Source organism: Paenibacillus solisilvae (assembly GCF_042656405.1).
Taxonomy (GTDB): domain Bacteria; phylum Bacillota; class Bacilli; order Paenibacillales; family Paenibacillaceae; genus Paenibacillus_Z; species Paenibacillus_Z solisilvae.
In genome coordinates, this window is the sequence record NZ_JBHSOW010000017.1 from 1 (window position 1) to 18,777 (window position 18,777).

At 49.4% G+C, this 18,777-nt stretch carries 17 protein-coding genes and 3 pseudogenes; 14 read left to right on the plus strand and 6 right to left on the minus strand.

The features are described from left to right. The first annotated feature begins 126 nt into the window (after positions 1–126). The 5 genes and pseudogenes from ACFPYJ_RS05295 to ACFPYJ_RS05315 all read left to right on the plus strand — a co-directional run. Positions 127–450 (plus strand): aldo/keto reductase, encoded by a 324-nt coding sequence (locus ACFPYJ_RS05295; RefSeq protein ID WP_379187017.1) that lies wholly within the window; start codon positions 127–129, stop codon positions 448–450. A 170-nt stretch (positions 451–620) separates the two neighbouring features. Next, positions 621–1,217 carry a PadR family transcriptional regulator gene (locus tag ACFPYJ_RS05300; protein WP_379187018.1) on the plus strand — a complete coding sequence of 199 codons (597 nt, stop codon included), beginning with the start codon at positions 621–623 and terminating at the stop codon, positions 1,215–1,217. Then, positions 1,214–3,091: an ABC transporter ATP-binding protein gene (locus ACFPYJ_RS05305; protein WP_379187019.1), complete on the plus strand. Its 1,878-nt coding sequence runs from the start codon at positions 1,214–1,216 to the stop codon at positions 3,089–3,091. Before ACFPYJ_RS05300 ends, ACFPYJ_RS05305 begins: the two co-directional genes overlap by 4 nt. Then, complete coding sequence (locus tag ACFPYJ_RS05310; protein ID WP_379187020.1) at positions 3,088–4,074, plus strand: ABC transporter transmembrane domain-containing protein; 987 nt, start codon at positions 3,088–3,090, stop codon at positions 4,072–4,074. The genes ACFPYJ_RS05305 and ACFPYJ_RS05310 overlap by 4 nt, the downstream gene beginning before the upstream one ends. Continuing rightward, positions 4,055–4,294 (plus strand): annotated as a pseudogene (locus ACFPYJ_RS05315) (pyridoxal-phosphate dependent enzyme); the annotation flags it as partial. The gene ACFPYJ_RS05310 and the pseudogene ACFPYJ_RS05315, both read left to right, overlap by 20 nt. Positions 4,295–4,389: 95 nt before the next feature. On the opposite strand, the gene ACFPYJ_RS05320 reads toward ACFPYJ_RS05315, so the two are convergent. Then, positions 4,390–5,760 (minus strand): aminotransferase-like domain-containing protein, encoded by a 1,371-nt coding sequence (locus ACFPYJ_RS05320; protein WP_379187021.1) that lies wholly within the window; start codon positions 5,758–5,760, stop codon positions 4,390–4,392. 227 nt (positions 5,761–5,987) lie between these two features. Here ACFPYJ_RS05320 and blaOXA point away from each other — a divergent pair, with 227 nt between their 5' ends. Beyond that, on the plus strand, positions 5,988–6,800 hold the full coding sequence (blaOXA, locus tag ACFPYJ_RS05325) for a class D beta-lactamase (RefSeq protein ID WP_379187046.1): 813 nt from the start codon (positions 5,988–5,990) through the stop codon (positions 6,798–6,800). A 127-nt stretch (positions 6,801–6,927) separates the two neighbouring features. Here the strand turns inward: blaOXA and ACFPYJ_RS05330 are convergent, their stop codons facing one another. Continuing rightward, entirely contained in the window at positions 6,928–8,118 is a 1,191-nt protein-coding gene (locus tag ACFPYJ_RS05330) for an MFS transporter (protein ID WP_379187022.1), read from the minus strand. 112 nt (positions 8,119–8,230) lie between these two features. Between ACFPYJ_RS05330 and ACFPYJ_RS05335 the strand changes: the two genes are divergently transcribed. Both ACFPYJ_RS05335 and ACFPYJ_RS05340 read left to right on the plus strand, forming a co-directional pair. Then, a complete protein-coding gene (locus ACFPYJ_RS05335; protein ID WP_379187023.1) occupies positions 8,231–9,175 on the plus strand; it encodes a helix-turn-helix transcriptional regulator in 945 nt (314 codons plus the stop codon). Between the two features lie 96 nt (positions 9,176–9,271). Beyond that, a complete protein-coding gene (locus ACFPYJ_RS05340; RefSeq protein WP_379187024.1) occupies positions 9,272–10,231 on the plus strand; it encodes a D-2-hydroxyacid dehydrogenase family protein in 960 nt (319 codons plus the stop codon). 714 nt (positions 10,232–10,945) lie between these two features. Here the strand turns inward: ACFPYJ_RS05340 and tatC are convergent. The 4 genes and pseudogenes from tatC to ACFPYJ_RS05360 all read right to left on the minus strand — a co-directional run. Then, entirely contained in the window at positions 10,946–11,650 is a 705-nt protein-coding gene (gene tatC / locus ACFPYJ_RS05345; protein ID WP_379187025.1) for a twin-arginine translocase subunit TatC, read from the minus strand. Positions 11,651–11,675: 25 nt separating this feature from the next. Then, a complete protein-coding gene (locus ACFPYJ_RS05350) occupies positions 11,676–11,885 on the minus strand; it encodes a twin-arginine translocase TatA/TatE family subunit (protein WP_379187026.1) in 210 nt (69 codons plus the stop codon). A 99-nt stretch (positions 11,886–11,984) separates the two neighbouring features. Further along, positions 11,985–13,607, minus strand: coding sequence for an alkaline phosphatase D family protein (locus tag ACFPYJ_RS05355; RefSeq protein ID WP_379187027.1), 1,623 nt, complete (start codon positions 13,605–13,607; stop codon positions 11,985–11,987). A 339-nt stretch (positions 13,608–13,946) separates the two neighbouring features. Then, a pseudogene (locus ACFPYJ_RS05360) lies at positions 13,947–14,132 on the minus strand (hypothetical protein); the annotation flags it as partial. A gap of 68 nt (positions 14,133–14,200) precedes the next feature. On the opposite strand from ACFPYJ_RS05360, the gene ACFPYJ_RS05365 reads away from it, so the two are divergent. The 6 genes and pseudogenes from ACFPYJ_RS05365 to ACFPYJ_RS05390 all read left to right on the plus strand — a co-directional run bounded on the left by ACFPYJ_RS05365 (position 14,201) and on the right by ACFPYJ_RS05390 (position 18,775). Beyond that, positions 14,201–14,683, plus strand: coding sequence for a GNAT family N-acetyltransferase (locus tag ACFPYJ_RS05365; protein WP_379187028.1), 483 nt, complete (start codon positions 14,201–14,203; stop codon positions 14,681–14,683). 210 nt (positions 14,684–14,893) lie between these two features. After that, positions 14,894–15,721: a glycosyltransferase gene (locus ACFPYJ_RS05370; protein ID WP_379187029.1), complete on the plus strand. Its 828-nt coding sequence runs from the start codon at positions 14,894–14,896 to the stop codon at positions 15,719–15,721. After that, entirely contained in the window at positions 15,718–16,104 is a 387-nt protein-coding gene (locus ACFPYJ_RS05375; protein WP_379187030.1) for a nucleotide disphospho-sugar-binding domain-containing protein, read from the plus strand. Before ACFPYJ_RS05370 ends, ACFPYJ_RS05375 begins: the two co-directional genes overlap by 4 nt. A 78-nt stretch (positions 16,105–16,182) precedes the next feature. After that, a pseudogene (locus ACFPYJ_RS05380) lies at positions 16,183–16,467 on the plus strand (IS1595 family transposase); the annotation flags it as partial. Positions 16,468–16,586: 119 nt separating this feature from the next. Next, the gene (locus tag ACFPYJ_RS05385) at positions 16,587–16,934 is read left to right on the plus strand and encodes a VOC family protein (protein ID WP_047685110.1); all 348 of its coding nucleotides are present in this window, start codon (positions 16,587–16,589) and stop codon (positions 16,932–16,934) included. 707 nt (positions 16,935–17,641) lie between these two features. Continuing rightward, complete coding sequence (locus tag ACFPYJ_RS05390) at positions 17,642–18,775, plus strand: cache domain-containing protein (protein ID WP_379187031.1); 1,134 nt, start codon at positions 17,642–17,644, stop codon at positions 18,773–18,775. The last annotated feature ends 2 nt before the right edge of the window (positions 18,776–18,777 follow it).

Genomic DNA, 18,777 nt, shown 5'->3' on the forward strand with positions numbered 1-18,777 from the left:
TCCCATCGTACCGAGGCGCTCGTTTTTGTTCAAACGCCAAATTATTCGTTTTACAGGAATTCTAACGGTCATTGACAATAAATTGATTAATTGATGAAGATTTCGTCAAGAGGAGAATACGCGTTAATGGCGTTAATTGTTTTAGGCCAAAACTATTCCCATCTGTATGCGATCAGCGAGCTTTCACAAAAAACACTCGTGACGGAAAACTATCTGGAGAAAATTCTGCTGCAAATCCAGGCCATTGCGCATGAACTAGACATTACTGTCGGCCAGCTTTCACTCGCTTGGATATTGAGACAGCCTAACGTATCCAGCGCACTTGTCGGAGCAAGCCGCCCGGAGAAGGTGGAAGAGAACGTGAAAGCGTCCGGCATTGTTCTGGATGAGAGTGATGTGAAGCGGATCGCAGATATAATTGAGAACGATTCTGTGCCTTCCAGAGTGTAATCCGTCCTTATATAAAATAAGTGCAAACTCCAGTAAATCTATATTTACTGGAGTTTTTCATAGGCTAAAATGAGCTGCGCTGGTTTTTTAACGGGAAGGATTGCCAGAAAACGATATATCGCATAGAATGAATTTAATACGATATATCGTTAACGGAGGTGGGCAAAAAGATGACATCTTCATGGAAGCAGGAAGAACGGTTATTTTTACATCTGGGGAATGAGAGGGAGACTAGCGGTTCGGGCAAACGATACTTTATCCGGGGCGGGGTAAAGTATGCGCTGCTGGAGCTGCTGCTGCAGGAGAACATGCACGGCTATCAAATGATGAAGGCGCTGGAGGAACAATCGGGCGGAACCTACAAGCCAAGTGCCGGCTCGATTTATCCGACGCTGCAGATGCTGCGGGATCAGGGATTTGTCAAGGCATCCAAGGTGGAGGGCAAGAAGGTATTCGAGATTACTGATGAAGGGCGCACGTATTTGCTGGAGGAGAAGGAGAACGAAGAGAATGGTCAAGTAAGCGACCAGGGTGATGACCGTCTTGAACAGAACGATGAGGAGGAGGGAAAACCCGAGGGCGTCCGGAGGAATCGCAGACTGACGCCTAAAGGCAAAGAGCTGCTGCATCTGCTCAAAGCCGCGGAACGGGCGGCGCTTGGCGACCCGGTCAAAGCAGAGTCGCTTCGTGTGGTGCTGGCTGCTCTGCTTCAGTCGCTTCGGCAGATTGCAGAGGATACGGATCGCGGAGGGGAGGAACCTCAATGAGCGAACGGAATCCTGCGGATCAACAGTTCCGCACTGGCGGCGGATTGGGCGGAATGAGAAAATTCGGAACTGGCGAGAAGGTGAAGCCGGCCAGCATTTATGGCATGTTCGTAAGCATTTATTCGCATGCCAAGCTGGAGTGGAAATCATTAACCGCTGCTGTTCTCTGTATGAGTGCCATGTCGCTGCTTCAATTTGCCATTCCTCAATTAACCCGCATTACGATCGACCGCATTATTCCGGACCGGGCCTTTGACCGTCTGTTCCTTGTTTGCATTGGCGTTCTTGGCGCTGCTGCACTTCTAGGAATTCTTGGCTATATAAGCACCTCGCTTATTGCCGCGATCGGACAGAAGGTGCTGTACAAGCTGCGTAATGACTTGTACCGCCATCTGCAAAGCCTGGACGTTTCCTTCTTCGACCGCAGCCGCATCGGCGATTTGATGTCCCGAGTGACGAATGACGTTAATATACTCCAGCAGATGATTTCCTCCAGCATGATGCAGCTCATATCCGATCTCTTCACCTTTACCGCCATTGCGATTTATATGTTGTGGATTGACTGGCGGCTGACGCTGCTGCTGCTCGCCACCTTTCCGTTCATGATTCTGACCACGAGGCTGTTCGGCAAGCGCATGCGCGCTTCCTTCCGTATCGTACAGGAATCGGTTGCAGACGTCAGCGATCATTTGCAGAACGCGCTGACCGGCATCCGACTAATCAAATCGTTTACAACCGAGAGCTACGAGTCCGAGCGATTCTCCAAACGTACAGAGAAAAATATGGATGCGAATATCCAGGTTGTCCGACTTCGGGCAGCTTATGAGCCTATTATAGATTTTCTTAATTTCGCTGGTCTTGCAATCGTACTCGTATTCGGCGCATGGCTTGCGATGAAAGGGCAGATGACAGTAGGCACGATTGTCGCCTTTATTGCGTATCTGCGACTGCTGCAGAATCCAATTCGTCACTTCAGCCGGATTATCAATACGATTCAACAGGCGGCGGCCGGCTACGAGCGAATTATGGAGATTTTGAACACGAAAGCGGAGATTGTGGAGAAACAAGATGCCGCCGTCCTGCCGCCTGTGGAGGGAAGAATTGTTTTTCACCATGTGGATTTCGCCTACAACAGCGCTTCACCCGTGCTCTCAAAGTTTAATTTGGAGCTCGCTGACGGCCAAATTACTGCGCTTGTCGGCTCCTCCGGTTCTGGCAAAACAACAATTGCCCATCTGATCGCAAGGTTCTACGATCCGCAGGGCGGTGCAATTACGATCGACGGATACGATTTGAAGGAGGTCACACTCTCTTCTTTAAGAGAGCAAATCGGCATCGTCTCACAGGACATCGTATTATTCAACGGTACCATTATCGAGAACATCCGGTATGGCAGCATTCATGCAACCGATGAGGAGGTGCGGGCTGCAGCCAAAGCTGCGAATGCCAGCGGGTTCATCGAGGCGTTCCCTCAGGGCTATGAGACTCAAATTGGCGAGCGCGGCATGAAGCTATCCGGCGGTCAGAAGCAGCGGATCTCGATTGCCAGGGCCATCTTGAAGAATCCGCGTGTCATCATTCTCGATGAAGCAACGGCTTCGCTGGATACCGAATCTGAACAGCATATCCAGGAGGCGCTTGCAGGATTGCTGCAGGGCCGCACCTGTCTGGTCATCGCACACCGCTTGTCCACGATTCAGCAGGCGGATCGAATTTATGTGCTGGAACAGGGGCGGATCGTTGAGCATGGCACCCATGGAGAACTGATTCAGTTGGCAGGGCGTTACAGACAGCTGTACGAACTTCAGTTTCCGCAATCGGAACGCGGAGGGAAGACGGCGAACACACACAATAGGGAAGTGAAAGCCTTGTGAAACCGAAACGGATATTAGCAGATTTTTTTCATGCGACGTGGTATGTCTATCTGTTCTCCATTTTCTTTCATTTACTATCCAATCTGATCAATGTGTTATATCCGAAAGTGCTGGGCGATTTCACGGATAAGCTGCAGACGGGCGAGCTAAATCAAAGTTTGATCATCCACTATAGCCTGCTGCTGCTCATTATCGGTGTGGGCACCGTATTGTTCAGCGGTATAGCGATGTATCTGGTTATGTATGTGGGCAGAAAATTCGAGTTTCTCGTTCGGGGCGGGCTGTTTCGTCATTTCACGCAGATGGGCGAGCGGTTCTATTCGAAGAACGGGGTAGGGAAGCTGCTCAGCTATTTCATGAATGATGTAACGGCAGTTCGGGAATCGATCTCCATGGGGGTAAACTCGACTGCGAATGCTGTAATGCTGCTGATCTCGGCTGTCACGATGATGGTCGTAAGCGGCATTCCATTCTATCTGACCTTGGCATCGGTCTTTCCACTGTTGGTTATTCCGTTCATCGTCGTCTATCTGGGTCCGATTATCCGGAGGCGGTCACTGGAGGTCCAAGAGGCGCTTGGCAAAATGACGGAGACGGCGGAGGAGCAATTCGGAGGCATCCGGGTTACGAAGAAATTTGCGGTTGAGCCTATCATGAACAAGCGATTCGGCCAAACGGTCGAGCAAATCCGCCACTATCAGCTGCGCCTTGTGCGCGTGTCCTCCTTCTTTCAGTCGCTCATTCCTTTTCTGGGCACGATTGCGCTCATCATCGCACTGGCATTCGGGGGCTACCTGACCATTACGAAGCATATTACACTCGGCAATTTCGTTGCGTTGACGCTATATGTCCGGATGCTCATGAATCCGCTCCAGCAAATCGGCAATGTCGCGGTGGATCAAAGGTTCGATGACACATACGACGGAGCGCGGTCAGGCATTAGCGGAAGTCGAAATCGCAGCCCTCAATACGAACGTTTATGATGAAATCATTCAGGTGAGTAATGAGCAGGCATTCGAGCTGGCAAGGAAAGTTGCCAAGGAAGAAGGCATCCTTGGCGGTATCTCCTCAGGTGCGGCTATTCATGCAGCTCTCCAGCTTGCCAAGCGATTAGGTGCCAACAAGCGGATTGTGGCCATTATTCCGAGTAATGGCGAACGTTACTTATCGACGGTACTTTATCAGCAGGAGCAGCAGTTGTAGTAGAGAGAACAAGCTGAACCGTACCCGTAAGATGGACGACTTGAAAAAAGTGATTATCTTACGGGTTACAGTTCAAAGCATCCCCTGCGCGCCTGTCAAATGAATTGAATGCCTTTCCTACTCGCGAGCAGCAGTTCCCAAATCCCTTCAGCAATGAGCATAATTCCCCTGTCGATCTGTTCTTCTGCTACCTGTGAGACACTGAGCCTAATAACCGTGCTCTTGCGGAATTCCGGCAGATACATACCGGACGCTTCGTTCACGAGCACCCCCTTCACTGCTAGATGCTTTCTTAGTTGTTCGGCCGTAAGCGGAGGAGGCAGCTCCAGGACCGAGTAGAAACCAGATCTGGGCTCGGTATAGGCGGTGCCTGCTGGCAGATAACGTCTGCAAGCTTCCCTCAGCTTCTCTGCTTTGTTGCGGTAGATCGTCCGCATTTTTTGCAAGTGGGTTTCAAACATGCCATTTTCCAGATAAATTTCGAGAGCTCCCTGCATTAACACCGGCGTATGTACATCGGCGGCGTATTTGGCGCGAAGAAAGGATTCGTGCAGCTCGGAAGGGAGCACAGCGAGCCCCAGTCTCAGTCCCGGCAGCATGACTTTAGAGAAACTCTTGGTATAAATGACTCTCCCCGAAGAATCGTATGCAAACATCGGATCTTGCTTGCTATTGGTGTCGAGATCCCCCAGATAGTCATCCTCGATGATATAGACATCGTAGTTCTGAGCCAGCTCCACCATTCTTTTCTTCTCCTCGTTCGTGTAACTGTAGCCGGTCGGATTGTGGAATCTCGACACGGTATAGAACAGCTTGATCTCCCCGGTTCGGAACAAACTCTCCAGATGCTCCAGATTCAACCCATCCCGTGTGACCTCCACACCGTAAGCATGCACCCTCTGCTGCCTAATCGATTCCAGCATTGAAGTATGGGTGGGCTGCTCCACTGCAAGGCGGCACTTTCCATTGGGAAAAGGAAGCGAAATCAGCAGATGCAGGGCTTGTTGGGAGCCAGTTACAACAAAGATGTTCTCCGGCACAGTAAATACCTGAACATCCCTCAGTTGCCGCGCCAGCTGAACCCGCAAAGAGTGCAGCCCTTGAATCTCCGAATAGCTGAATAGATCTTCCCGGTATCGCTCGATCGCCTGATTCATAGAGTGCTGGAAATCCCGATAAGGCATAATCTCCCGATCAGGTCCAGCAGAGACAAAGTCAATCGCATCCTCCTCGCCCTTTCCTTCGTTAGGGATGCGCTGCGGATCCACAACGAAGTAACCGCTCCTTGGCACGGGGTAAATCAGATGCTCCTGTTCAAGCTGCTGATAGGCCTTAATAATCGTGTTCGTACTGCAGTTGAGCTCGAGCGATAAAGATCGTATGGACGGCAGCTGGTCTCCTCTTCGCAGACCGCCTTGTTCCATGTCCTCCTTGATTCGTGTAATCACTTCCGCATATTTTGTCATCTAGAGTTCTCCTCTCTCTGTATGGGTACAGGACGTGAAAAAGCTCCAGCATGTTGCAGACAAGCCGGAGTATACTGGGGAAGCTCCAAAAGAGTAACTACGGAAGGAGGACCGAATTCCTGATTAAGCAGCTGTTTTCTGTTTCCAGGTTTATCTAGAAATCAGGGTTTTCACCCAGAAGGAGATACAAAACAATGAAGCAGGTAACGACTACATCCTTATGGAAAATGGGGCGGATAGCCCTGCTGCTATTCGCCGTCATCCTGCTGGTCAGCGGAATGACTCCGCTTCAGGTCCAGGCTGAAACAGCCCATACACATGAGCTGAAGATAGACTCGTTATTCCAGGGAACACCGGGTACAACGGTCATTAAGAATCTGAAAACCGGTAAGCAATATGTATATAACCAACTAAGAAGCGTTCAACGGTATACGCCGGAGTCATCTTTCAAAGTGGCGAATGCCTTAATCGGACTGGAGGAAAAAGCGGTTGCCGATGAGTATGAGGTCAAACGCTGGGACGGCGTCATTCGACAATTCGACGTGTGGAACCGGGATCATACCCTGGCCTCTGCAATGCGAAACTCCGCCATCTGGTATTATCAGGCGATGGCCCTGGATATCGGCAGCGAAAGGATGCAGCGCGATGTGGACCGGATTGGATACGGCAACGGTGATATCTCTGGAGGCATTGATACCTTTTGGCTGAACAGCAGTCTCAGAATCTCGGCTCAGGAGCAGGTTGAATTTATTGAGAAGCTGGTGAACGAGACCTTACCCTTTGGAGAGCAGAATATGAAAACAGTCAAGCGAATTATGATTGACGATGAACAAGATGATTACACTATACATGGGAAAACGGGAACACGACTGTCCGATATGGGACTCGGCTGGTATGTAGGATACGTGGAAACCAAACGGAATATATGGGTTTTCGCCACCAATGTGGACAGCAGCGGGACGACAGCGCGGAATATCACGATGGATTGTCTGGAGAAGCTGCACATCATCAGTCGACCAGATACCGAGCTGGATAAGTGATCGGTCAGATCAAAGAAACGCCCCTATCAGCCGAAGCTGTCCGGGGCGATTTCTGCATAGATTTCATCTAAAGCTTAATTTAAAGCAGCCCCTTTACGGCGAATAACCGCTGCGGGCTGCTCTTGGCTTAGGAAGCGGATGCCGATTCCTGTTCGGTACGAGCCGCATTCCTCTCCATTAAGCCGCCGAACAGGAACATCCCGAGTGAGAGCGCCAGGCAGACGGCCGAAAAGATGCCGATTGACGAATATCCGCCGAAATTGACATAGAGCAGGCCAGCTATCCACGCGCCCAGCGTGTTCGCGCCGTTCATCGTCGCGTTGGCCAGACTGGAGATCGTTCCCCGGATGGAGGCATTCAGGGAAGTGAGCGCCCCCATGACGATTGGGAAGATAATCCCGAGTGTCGCGAAAATGATCAGATAGATGACCGTGACGGCGGAGAGACGCGTCAGGTGGGGCATAACCGCGTATAACGCAATGAGCAGTGTCATACCTGCAGCAACCGCGCTAGCATGCCCTAGCTTTCGGACCGCATAAGCGCTAAGCGTGCTCCCCAGCAGAGTTCCAAATCCGAGGAACATCATCACGGTGCCGATCTGTCCGATCGGAAGCCCGAAGCGGTCGGCCATCCACTTGCCGGCGAATGCGAATGCGGTACCGCTCCCCAAGTGAAGGAGCAGGTAGGCGAGAAATCCGCTCCTTGCCTTGCCGCTCGTCAGCAGCGGGACGTACCGGTGAAGGATCGACCTCCGCTCGCCTTTTCGTAGAATTGGCTTTATGTCGGGCAGCAAGTAGAAGGCAAAGCCGGTGAGCAGCAGCGAGGCGGCTCCAATTGTCCAGAACGGCACGGACCAATGGGCGGTCGCAAGCCAGCTTCCGATCGGCACACCGAGCGCCTGGGAAGCGGCAAGCCCCGTAAAGGCGATGCCCATCGTCTTCGATATTCTTGCTGCCGGCATTACGGCGGGAATGGAAGCCCACACCTGGGGAGCTGTGAAAGCCGCGCTGACGCCGGCGAGGAGGCGGAACAGGCACATCGTCCAGAAGCTGGCTGCGAAGCCGCACAGAATCGTCGAAACGGAGAATCCAACCAAGCCGCACAGCAGAACGGTTCTTCGATTCCAGCCGTCGGATAATGGCCCGGCGATCAAGGCGAAGACGGCCGAGCCGAGCGTGTAAGCGCCGAGCATCCATCCGGCAATGTCCGTCGACACCCCGAATTGCATCTGCAGGGTCGGAAGCAAGGGCGAGATGAGGAACGTATCGGTTCCAATCATGAACATGATGAGAAAGAACAGTGCGGTATAATTGCGCATGGTTGATCACTCCTATATGTTTAATGTTGCTTGCGTTTTCTATCGTAAGGTATAATGGTGACAAATTCTGTCATAGACTTATGTATTTATAAAATAAAGGGGGCTGCTCAGAATGCCCAAGTCTAAAAGACTGATGGAACTGATGATGACCGTCAACCGTAAGCGGCGGTTCAAGGTTCAGGAGCTTGCCGATGAGTTCGGCGTCTCAACGCGCACCATTCTAAGGGATTTGCAGGAGCTGAGCGAGCTGGGAGTTCCGCTCTATTCGGAGGTCGGTCCGCATGGGGGCTATCAAGTTGTGAGGGAGAGGGTGCTTCCTCCGATCGCATTCACCGAGGAGGAAGCGGTGGCTATGTTTTTTGCGGTGCATGCCTTGCGCCATTATTCTTCACTGCCGTTCGAGGCGGAATCGGCCTCGGCGCTGAGCAAGTTCTATCTTCATATGCCCGGGGACGTCCGGGACCGGATCGACGGCATGAAGGACCGTGTCGACTTCATCACGCCGACAAGGCGGGGCGATGCCCCTTGCCTAGCCATTCTCCTTGATGCAGCCGTACATCGGAAGGTGCTCGTCATCGAATATGAGTCGAAGGAAGAAGGGGTGGGCAGTCGACGGATTCAGCCGGTCTGCATCTATGCGAACAACGGGTTCTGGTATTGTACAGCCTACTGCTTCCTTCGTCAGGGCTTCCGTGTGTTCAGGTGCGACCGGATTCGCACGGCCGAATATGACACTTCCGGCACGAAGCCGCTCGATCTTGGCGAGGTCGGGCTCAGCCGGCGGGAAGCTGCACAGCCGCGGGAGCCGGTTCGCCTTCGTGCGGAGCTGAGCCGAGCCGGCGTCCAGCGCTGCGAAGCCGAGCTCTGGCTTGCTCCCCTGATGCACGTGCGCGAAGATGGCAGCGGAGAGATCGACAAGGACGTATCCCGCGGCGACATTCCTTTTTATACGGAGTTCTTCATCGGACTGGGGAACGAGGCTGTCCTGGAGGAGCCGGCGGAATTAAAGGATGCGATTCGGAGGAGGCTCTCCGAGTTGCTGGCCCGCTACCAATGAACGGCACGCTCGCCACGCTCGAACAAGCCACCGACGATTACGCTTGGCAATCACCCGGCTGTATGCGATCATGAGAAAAAGAAAGGGGAATGCCTAATGAAGATTCGCTGTGCCGTGCTTGACGATTATCAGCAGGTCGCTATGTCCATGACGGACTGGTCGGTTATCGCCGATCGTGTGGATGTCAAGGTGTTCAACACTCATATCGAAAGCGAGGACGAGCTGTCTGCAGCAATCGACGATTGTGAGATTGTAGTTATTATGAGGGAGCGCACTCCTTTTCGGAGAGCGCTCTTTGAGCGTCTGCCCCGTTTGAAGCTGCTTGTGACGACTGGGATGCGCAACGCATCCGTCGACCTGGCCGCTGCAGCGGAACACGGAGTTGTCGTAAGCGGTACGCGCGGGGGTGGAGAAGGTACGACTGAGCTAACGTGGGCTCTCATTCTTGGACTATCGAGAAGAATCGTAAGAGAGAACGAGGCTCTTCGAACCGGCGGATCATGGCAGAGCACGGTCGGTGTCGACTTGAATGGCAAGCGGCTCGGTCTGCTCGGCCTTGGCCATATCGGAACCAATGTCGCGCGGATCGGACAAGCGTTCGGCATGCAAGTTGCGGCCTGGAGCCAAAATCTGACCGCAGAAAAAGCCGCCTCCGCTGGTGTGCGGCTGGCGGCATCGAAGGATGAACTTCTGGAAAGCAGCGACTTTGTCTCCATTCACCTCGTTCTCGGGGATCGCACAAGAGGGCTGCTCGGTTCCCGGGAACTGGGGCTTATGCGGCCGACCGCCTACCTCATTAACACATCTCGCGCGCCTATCGTCGACCGGGATGCACTGATTGAGGCGCTGCGTAGCGGCACGATTGCCGGAGCAGGACTAGATGTGTTTGAGACAGAGCCGCTGCCTGTTGACGATCCTCTCCGATCACTGCCAAACGTGTTGGCCACGCCTCATATAGGGTATGTCACAGAAGCGTCCTACCAAGGCTTCTACCGCGGTATCGTTGAGGACATTGAAGCGTTCCTGAACGGGTCACCTGTGAATGTTCTCAGTTAACGTTTGATTACGGATGTATATACTCATTTGTTTTGGAATCTATGTTTAGATTGCTAGCCGAAGTTTAACTTATAGAGGTATGAAGTATTAATTGTGCTATTCTAGAATTAAGAGTTGAATAAGACAATGAGCTGACTGCGTGAGCAGTCAGCTTTTTTCTTTTCACGGCTATTCTGCTAAGTGGTTGACTGAATATTACTGGGTGTGGCCGCACCTGCATTTAAAGTCAAAGAGAAATTAGAAGTACTGAAATTTTTATTGAACAAAAAGCTGAAGAAATAAGATTAATAAATTTGTTATATCAAATATGGAAAAAGGAGGGCGGCGGTAAATCATTGAAATTTCAGGAACGCCAAAAGCGTGGGAGGATAAGCTAGCTATTTATTGTAGGTATATTATTTATTCCAATTTTAATTAACGCCAAAACGGATTTCAACATGGGGTACAGTTAACACGCGGTTATCTAAAGTTGCAGAATCCATATTGTTCATCGTATACACCGTAGGGAAAACCGCCGAAATTGTTACTTTGTTGATTAATGAAAAAGCATTATTTCAGCTCAATGGAGTTAATGCAGTGGAGGGTTATTTGATGAAAAGTATAATAGGAACGATCGCTGCATTATTTGCCTTTTCCTGGTTCGGAGAGTACGAGAAGCCCGATTAACAAGTATATTCTCGGAACTTTGATAAGGGTAGAGTAAAAAAATTACCCCTATTCGTTCTGAAGCTTCAGCTGTTTCCGGTACACGGCCTTGGAAATCGCGATGCTGATTTCGTACAGCAAAAACAGAGGTACGGTTACAACCAGATCGGATAAAATATCCGGAGGCGTAATCGCGACAGCGACGATAAGGAGCAGGAAATAAGCGATCTTGCGCGCTTTAGCAAGGCGGTGCGGATTCAGAATGCCAAGACGGGTCAGAAACATAACGACCGCAGGCATTTCAAACAGCAAACCGAACGGTACGGTCATGTGAATCATGAACGTAAAATACTTATCCGCTGTATACATCGCATTAAAATCGGCCGCAGCCATTTGATTCATGAAGGAGAGCACCATCGGAAATAGAATAAGATAACCGAAGCTGATGCCGATCAGGAACAATATCGCCAATCCTGGAATGAACAAGAGAGTAGCTCGCCGAGCTTGCTCGGAAAGAGCAGGCTGCACAAACTTCCAAATATGATAAGCGGCTACCGGGATGGTGACCGCAAGCGCAAATACACCTGCGATCATAAAATAGACCCACATCACATCAGACGGTCCAAGAAAAACCAGCTTCTCATCCATTCCGCGAACGAGCCATTGATAGATATCCCGCACATAGATGAAAGAGGCGACCATTGCAACAAGAAACGCGAGCAAGGTTTGAATGAGACGCTTCCGCATCTCCTCAAGGTGTTCCATTATATTCATCTGTTTATTGCTGCCCGTACCCATGCTACTTGTTAACCTCTACAGATGTCTTTGAAGAATCCTTCTTCTCATCCTCCGTATCGTCGTTAACGAGACCGCGCGTAGCGCCTTTAAACTCATTTAGCGTTCTGCCGAATGCTCGTCCAAGCTCAGGAAGCTTGGCAGGACCAAATATAATAAGCGCAATAACCAGTATCAAGACAAGACCGCCAATTCCAATATTTCCAAACGGCATTACCATTCATCTCCTCAGATTTGTATAGGATCAGCCACGGCTTTCGGATGCCGTGGCTGGCGGTTTTCTTATAGTCCGAGCTTAAATCCGGTACGTTCCTTATACAGTGACCGCAGCGTCGTAAATTTTCTGCAATCCCGGTTTGCCCTTTTCCATCAGGAAGGAAGCACGTGTTGTAATCGGTGCTCCAGGACGGGAAATATACGGAATCACCCGGTAGTCCGCTTGCATGCTGTTATGAGTGGCTGTGCAGCGCACATAACCGCGCTGACCGTTGAAGAACTTGATATGCGGATTTTCCGTAATGATAGCTTTTTGTGTATCGGTGATATCAACACCGTCACCTCCGGAGGTGATGGAGGTTCCGACAAACTCAGCCCCAAGCGTCACGGAATCCGGATTGTTGAAATCCGCTTTGATATCGTTTGCCCAGCTTGAGTGAACATCACCAGTAAGGACCACAAGGTTGGAAAGACCTTTTTGTTCTGCGAAGTGAAGAATTCGGTCACGGGTGGCGGAATAACCGTCCCAAGCATCCATGTTGTATTGTTCTCCCTCTCCGATCCTGGAGTCACTCTTACAGAAAAACACCTGCTGTGCGATAATATTCCACTGCGCCTGCGATTGGTTGAGGCCTGACATTAGCCACTGTTCCTGCTCTTCGCCCATAATAGACCGGTCAACGCTTGTGGATTCGGGGGTCGGCGGCTTGCTTCCGTCTCCGCTAGCCTGATCGTCGCGGAACTGGCGGGTATCGAGCACATGAACATTAGCCAAGTCACCGTAATAAAATTGTCTGTAGAGCTGCATGGTGAACCCGCTCGGCAGGGAAGAACTTCTTAAAGGCATATTTTCATAATAGGCCTGGAATGCCGCAGTCTTGCGAGCCAAGAAAGGTTCGATTGGCTGATTATTCTCAGGGATCAGACCGGCATGGTTGTTCTCGACTTCATGGTCGTCCATCGCAACCACCCATGGGAACTTGGCGTGTGCGGCTTGCAAATCGCTGTCGCTTTTGTACAGCGCGTAGCGGTTGCGGTAATCCGTAAGCGTCATAATTTCGGGACTGTTGTGTATGCGTGGTTTACCGGTAGTGGCTCCGCCTTCATATATGTAATCGCCGAGATGAAAGACCAGATCCAGTTCTTCTTCCGCCATATGACGGTAAGCAGTATAGTAGCCGTTTTCGTAGTGTTGACAGGAAGCAAACGCATAAGTCATTTTTGATACTTTCGATCCGACTGCAGGCAGCGTTTTCGTCCGGCCTGTAGGGCTCATTTCCTTTCCGGCTTGAAAGCGGTAGTAGTAGACTTGGTGAGCTTTCAGTCCATCCACCTCGACATGCACGGAATGTCCGAGCTGGGCTCTGGCATAGCCTACCCCTTGACGCACGACTTTTTTGAACTTATCATCGGTAGCCACTTCCCATTTGACCGGAACGTCGCTGCCTGACATGCCTCCGCCATTCAGCGGGTCGGGTGCAAGCCTGGTCCACAGCACAACGCTGTCCGGCCAAGGGTCACCGGATGCCACCCCTAAAGTAAATGGATAAGCCGTAAATTTCGGCGCTGCGTCGACAGGACCACCTTTAAGCGAAGCGGCGATCGTCAAACCGAGCGATGCGAGTGCGACCTTTCCTGTTGCCTGCAGAAAACCGCGGCGATCCATCTTGCCTTCCCGAAAGCGTTGTTCCAGATCATTGAATAGTTGTTCCTTGTCCATTACATCGTCTCCTTTTCATTTGAGTGCTTTTCTATTAAAACGTTTTTATATTAAACTAATATCAACTACGTATTAAACTATAATGAAGGTATATGAAAATGAATATTGGATATTATTTGTATTATATTGACGTAATATGTTGTAAAATGTATGCATTTAACGAGTGAAAATCAAAAAATATAGTCTATGTAATTACTCGACAACTTTTCGAGCGAGTGGAGAATGGTTCAAATGACATAAAGGGACTATAAAACGTTGAAAAAATATTGCCGCTTTCTTTCACAGACATTTACTAAACATACATAAGTAGTCACGATATAAACGGCAATAGAGATTCTATTATAACTGAACGCAAAGACGGTCAATGATTCTCATAGGGTTCACTACCGCCCTGATCTCCTCAACGGAAGAGAAAAACAGGTTGTAAATAACGGATTTCTTTAACCAAGCCCATAAACCTTCGACAAGGAGCTCCAATCGCTCGGGGTTGTCCTTCAAATAGGGTTGAATCATCTTGGCATGATGATAGTTGAAACATAAAACGAAAAAATATGAAATAAATGAGATAAAAAACATCTCCTGGAGGTATTAATATGCAATTCAGGACAATCGATACTAAAAATGACAGAGATACTATTATCACTTTCCGTAGAGATTCTTTTATGGTGAGCTACGGAAGCGATGAAGGCTTAGGGGACGAGGATGCGTATGTATTGCTAATAGAAGAGCGAGTTAGAAAATTCCCTGAAGGGCTGGTTCTTGTAGAGGAAGTCGGAAAAATCATTGGACAAATTGAGCTTCAAATCCGGAATTATGAAGGAAGAGATATTGGATATGTAAATCTTTTTTATCTAATTCCTGAATTTCGAGGTAAAGGGTATGGACTAAAATTATTAGAATACGCTGAAAACTTTTTCCGTAAATACCTTGTGAACGAATATCATTTAAAAGTTTCTCCTACAAACGTTAGAGCTTTGAGATTCTACGAAAAATACGGCTTAAAGAAATTGAAAGAAGAAAAACAAAAAAATGTAGCTTGGAGAATGATTAAAGAACTGGAGACAACAATTTGTTAAGCTGACGGATAACGACAGCATTACAAAGCAGGCTGCCGAACGATCTTAGTGGAATTGCGTCGGGATGAAGCGGTTTATCACAATTTCAAGCATGCCTGACCTTTGTAACAGTTTTGTCACAACCAAGCCATGGTATCCCCAATGCGAGAGTCTTGTTTTGACTCCACCATCTTCCTTATATTACCATAGAGTGGAAGGGAGTGATTAACCATGGGAAAAGTACTGTTCATTAACTTTCCTGCAGAGGGACACGTAAACCCAACGGTAGGCCTTGTGAAGGAGCTGACGAGCAGAGGAGAAGAAGTTACTTATTACTGTGTGGAAAAGTTCAGGGAGCGACTGGAAGGAGTCGGAGCTGACGTCAGGACGTATGAGGATTTTCTAGAGAAGGAGCTTCTCAAGAACGGCGCAGGAACGGGAGGACCCGGTTCGGATCTCTTCAAGTTCATGGACATCATGCTGAGGAAATCTCATGAGCTGTATCTGACGATCCTACCTCAAGTTCAAAACGAAAAGTACGATTATGTGATCAATGACCATATGTGCCTGGCGGGTTGGATGGTAGCGGAAAAGTTAGGACTGCCGAAGATTGCCTCATGCACATCTATCGCCCTTCATGCTGATTTCGAAAGCCCGATGAAAAAAATGATTCCGCCGGATAAGTTCGACGAAGTAACCCGCATGATGGATGAATGGGTACAGCTTATCCAATCAGAGCATAACTTGGACCTCAGTTTCCTGAAGAAGCCGGCCGGTTTCTTCTGCCACCCTGTCGACATGACCGTCGTCTACACCTCGACACACTTCCAACCGAATTCAGAGTCCTTCGACGGTTCATATCACTTCGTCGGTCCCTCCATTGCACCTCGTAAAGGCGCTCCCGAATTTCCCGTAGAGGATTTAAAAGGGCGCAAAGTCGTTTATATCTCGATGGGTACGGTGTTCAATCAACAGAAGCACTTCTATGAAATGTGTTTTGAAGCGTTTAAAGACCTCGATGCGGCAATCGTGATGTCAATCGAAAAAATACAAATTTGAGCGACTTTTCATCCATTCCGGATAATTTTGTTGTGAAAAACTACGTGCCGCAGTTAGATGTGCTTCAGCATGCCGACGTGTTCTTTACTCACGGAGGAATGAACAGTACGAGCGAAGGGCTTTACTATGGCACTCCGCTGGCTGTCATTCCGGTATCTGCTGATCAGCCTATGATAGCCCGGAGGGTGTCTGAGCTGAGGGCGGGAATTGCGCTCGGTCTCGGCGATCTTTCGCCGGCTCTTCTGCGCGAAACGGCCGAAATCCTGCTCGCCGACCCTTCCTACAAACTGCAGGCCGAGGCGATCGGCGCATCCTTCCGCGAGGCAGGGGGAGCCTCCAAAGCGTCGGAAGTCATCTTGGAGTGGAGACATGCTTCGGTTTGAAGACAAATCTGACCTGCACTACGTGGTTTGCAATCATCATTGACTAAATCGATGACCCTGGGAGTCACTCCCAGGGTCATCGAGCATTACAGAATTAAATCGAACGATGATAAACACGTTATTAAAGGCTTGCATCATATACAAAACGTAAATGGTCTCCATTCACGTTTGAAACAATGGATAAACCGATTTAAAGGTGTAGCAACAAAGTATCTCGACAATTACCTTGCTTGATTCTTGTTTGTGGATAGCCGTAGCAATGAAAGTACAAAACATAATATTAAGGAATTCCTATTATCATCTTTTGTTTTTGAAATAACAGATACTTACGATAGTTTACGTTTATCAAAATTCGTTGTATAGTGCTTATTTAACGATCGGGCAGTATAGTTGAAAAAGGAACTTAAATTTAAATCTCGAATATCTAATGTAAAATGTAATCGGATAGCTAAAAATTTGATGACAGACAGGAGTTAGATACGATGATAAAAGGTTTCGGAGGAATATTTTGGAGAACTAAGAATCTTGAAGTTATAAAAAAATGGTACAGTGAAGTGTTGAAGATTGAAATAGAAAATTGGAATGGGACTGTGATAAAACCCCAATTAGGAAATGAGACTATCTTTTCTTTCTTTACCGAGAATGACAGTTATTTTCCAACAGAACAACAAGTGATGTTAAATTTCCAAGTACATAATCTAAACGAGACTATTAAGCATCTTGAACATATTGGTGTACCTCTTGCAAAGAAAAAAGAGATTAGTGAATTTGGAAAGTTTATTTGGATTGAAGATCCTGAAGGTCGACTGGTCGAGCTTTGGGAGAAATAACGAGTTGTAATTCATTTGCCATTGAGATAACGGGGGCGTTAGTTGAACAAGAATGGGGAACCTCGACAAATGAAGGTTCCCCTAATTACTATATAAAAATCAACATTTAAATTTAACAGAGCCTAATAATAATGGATTAGAAGTACAGTGTATTGATTTATCTAATGAGATGATTCGTTATTGTAAGGAACGAGGGCTAACTGCACAGGTCATGGATGGTTATAAAGCCTGGGGGCTCTTTTATATGGGGGTGTACGGAGGCGCTAGAGATGGTTGTTCGCTCAGTTAAGTTAACATGGTGGAAAGAAGCCGCATAGGTCGGTGTTAATACTGGTACCGGGTGGAGCGGCCCGGATCAAGAATTCGCTGGACAGCTCGGCGGGCAACATGGGGTTTCGCTGCGCGGTTGATCTGTGAACTGGAAGCCGTGCTTTGGCACCGGATTTCATTCCGGGTCTGCTGCTAACCGCGTCGGGTGGGCGGATTATGGGACCGCGCGGACGGTGGCATAGTGAACGCGCCGCCGAGCGTTCGATCCCTGACCGGGGCGAAAGCAGCGAAGAGAGAATCAGACATATATCTGCTTGGATATGTCCATACGCGGTAGGCAGCCGAAATGATATCTTCAATTCGCCAGCGCCGGAGGCACGGGTGCCGCGGTCAGCGCGCAGACAGGCAGCCCGGACCGGCCCGAGAGGGGAGCGGGCATGTTCGTCTTTTTACGAAAAACCTCCATCCGTCTGCAGCTTCTGTCGCTGGGCATCGCGATTCTGATCATTCTGATCGGCGCGGCCACCTGGGGTTATAACCGGATTCTGCACATCACTTATAAGCAAAACAGCGAATATACGAGCGAGATGATTTCGGCGATCAAGTTGAGCGTCGTCTCGGGCGCGGTATCCATAAACCAGATCCTCCCGAATATTGCATACAACGAGATGGTCCAGCAGTTTCTCCAGGAGGAGGACCGATTGAAGCAGTTCGAGCTGAACAACAAAATCGAAAAGCTGATTGTGAATCTGCAGGCGATGAAGCAGGGCATTCTTAGCATCGTACTGCTGGGCCAGGGGAAGATTGCTTATAACTGCGTCGGCTGCCGAGATTACATCCCGTTCTCGGACATTCCGGACCGGACGAGCGCTTATTATTCGGGCGTCACGTACTCTCCCTATTACAAAGACTATGTCATGTATGTAGGCGTTCCAGTCTATAACAGCCGCAAATTGATCTCGGCCGAGAGTAAGATTGGCTATGTCATTCTCGTTCTAGATATGGAAGCCATCTCGCCTCGCATCGGTGATCTCTCCAAGACTGTCGGCGGAAACTTCTATATGCTCGACCGGAACGGGGTGGTCGGCTCCAGCAACGTGTCGGGGATAGTCGGAGAGCGGCTGGCCCCCGATCTGGAGAAGATTGTAGGCAGGGGCGAGCGTACGGCTGATTACAGCAGGGACGGCGCTAAATTTATCGTGCGCGAAGAGGACATTCCCGAGATCGGCGGTAAAATCGTAAGCGTCTTTCCGGTCAGCGCGCTGTTTCACGGGCTGGAAGAGGTGCAGCGTCTGATGCTCGGTATGTTCGCGGTGCTAATCGCGGTCATGTATGTCCTGTACATTGCCATCAGTCGTAACATTCTGCATCCGATCCGGTCGTTCATCACCTTCATTTATGATTTGCGTTCCAAAGGTCTGCGCAAGCCGAGCAAGCGGGTGTCTCTGGAAGGTTATGCGGAAATCAGCATCATGGCCCGGCAGTTCAACACCCTGCTGGACGAGATTGACGATTTGACGGCCAAGCTGGTCGACACCAAGACGGCATATATACGAGCTTCAGCTTCATAAGA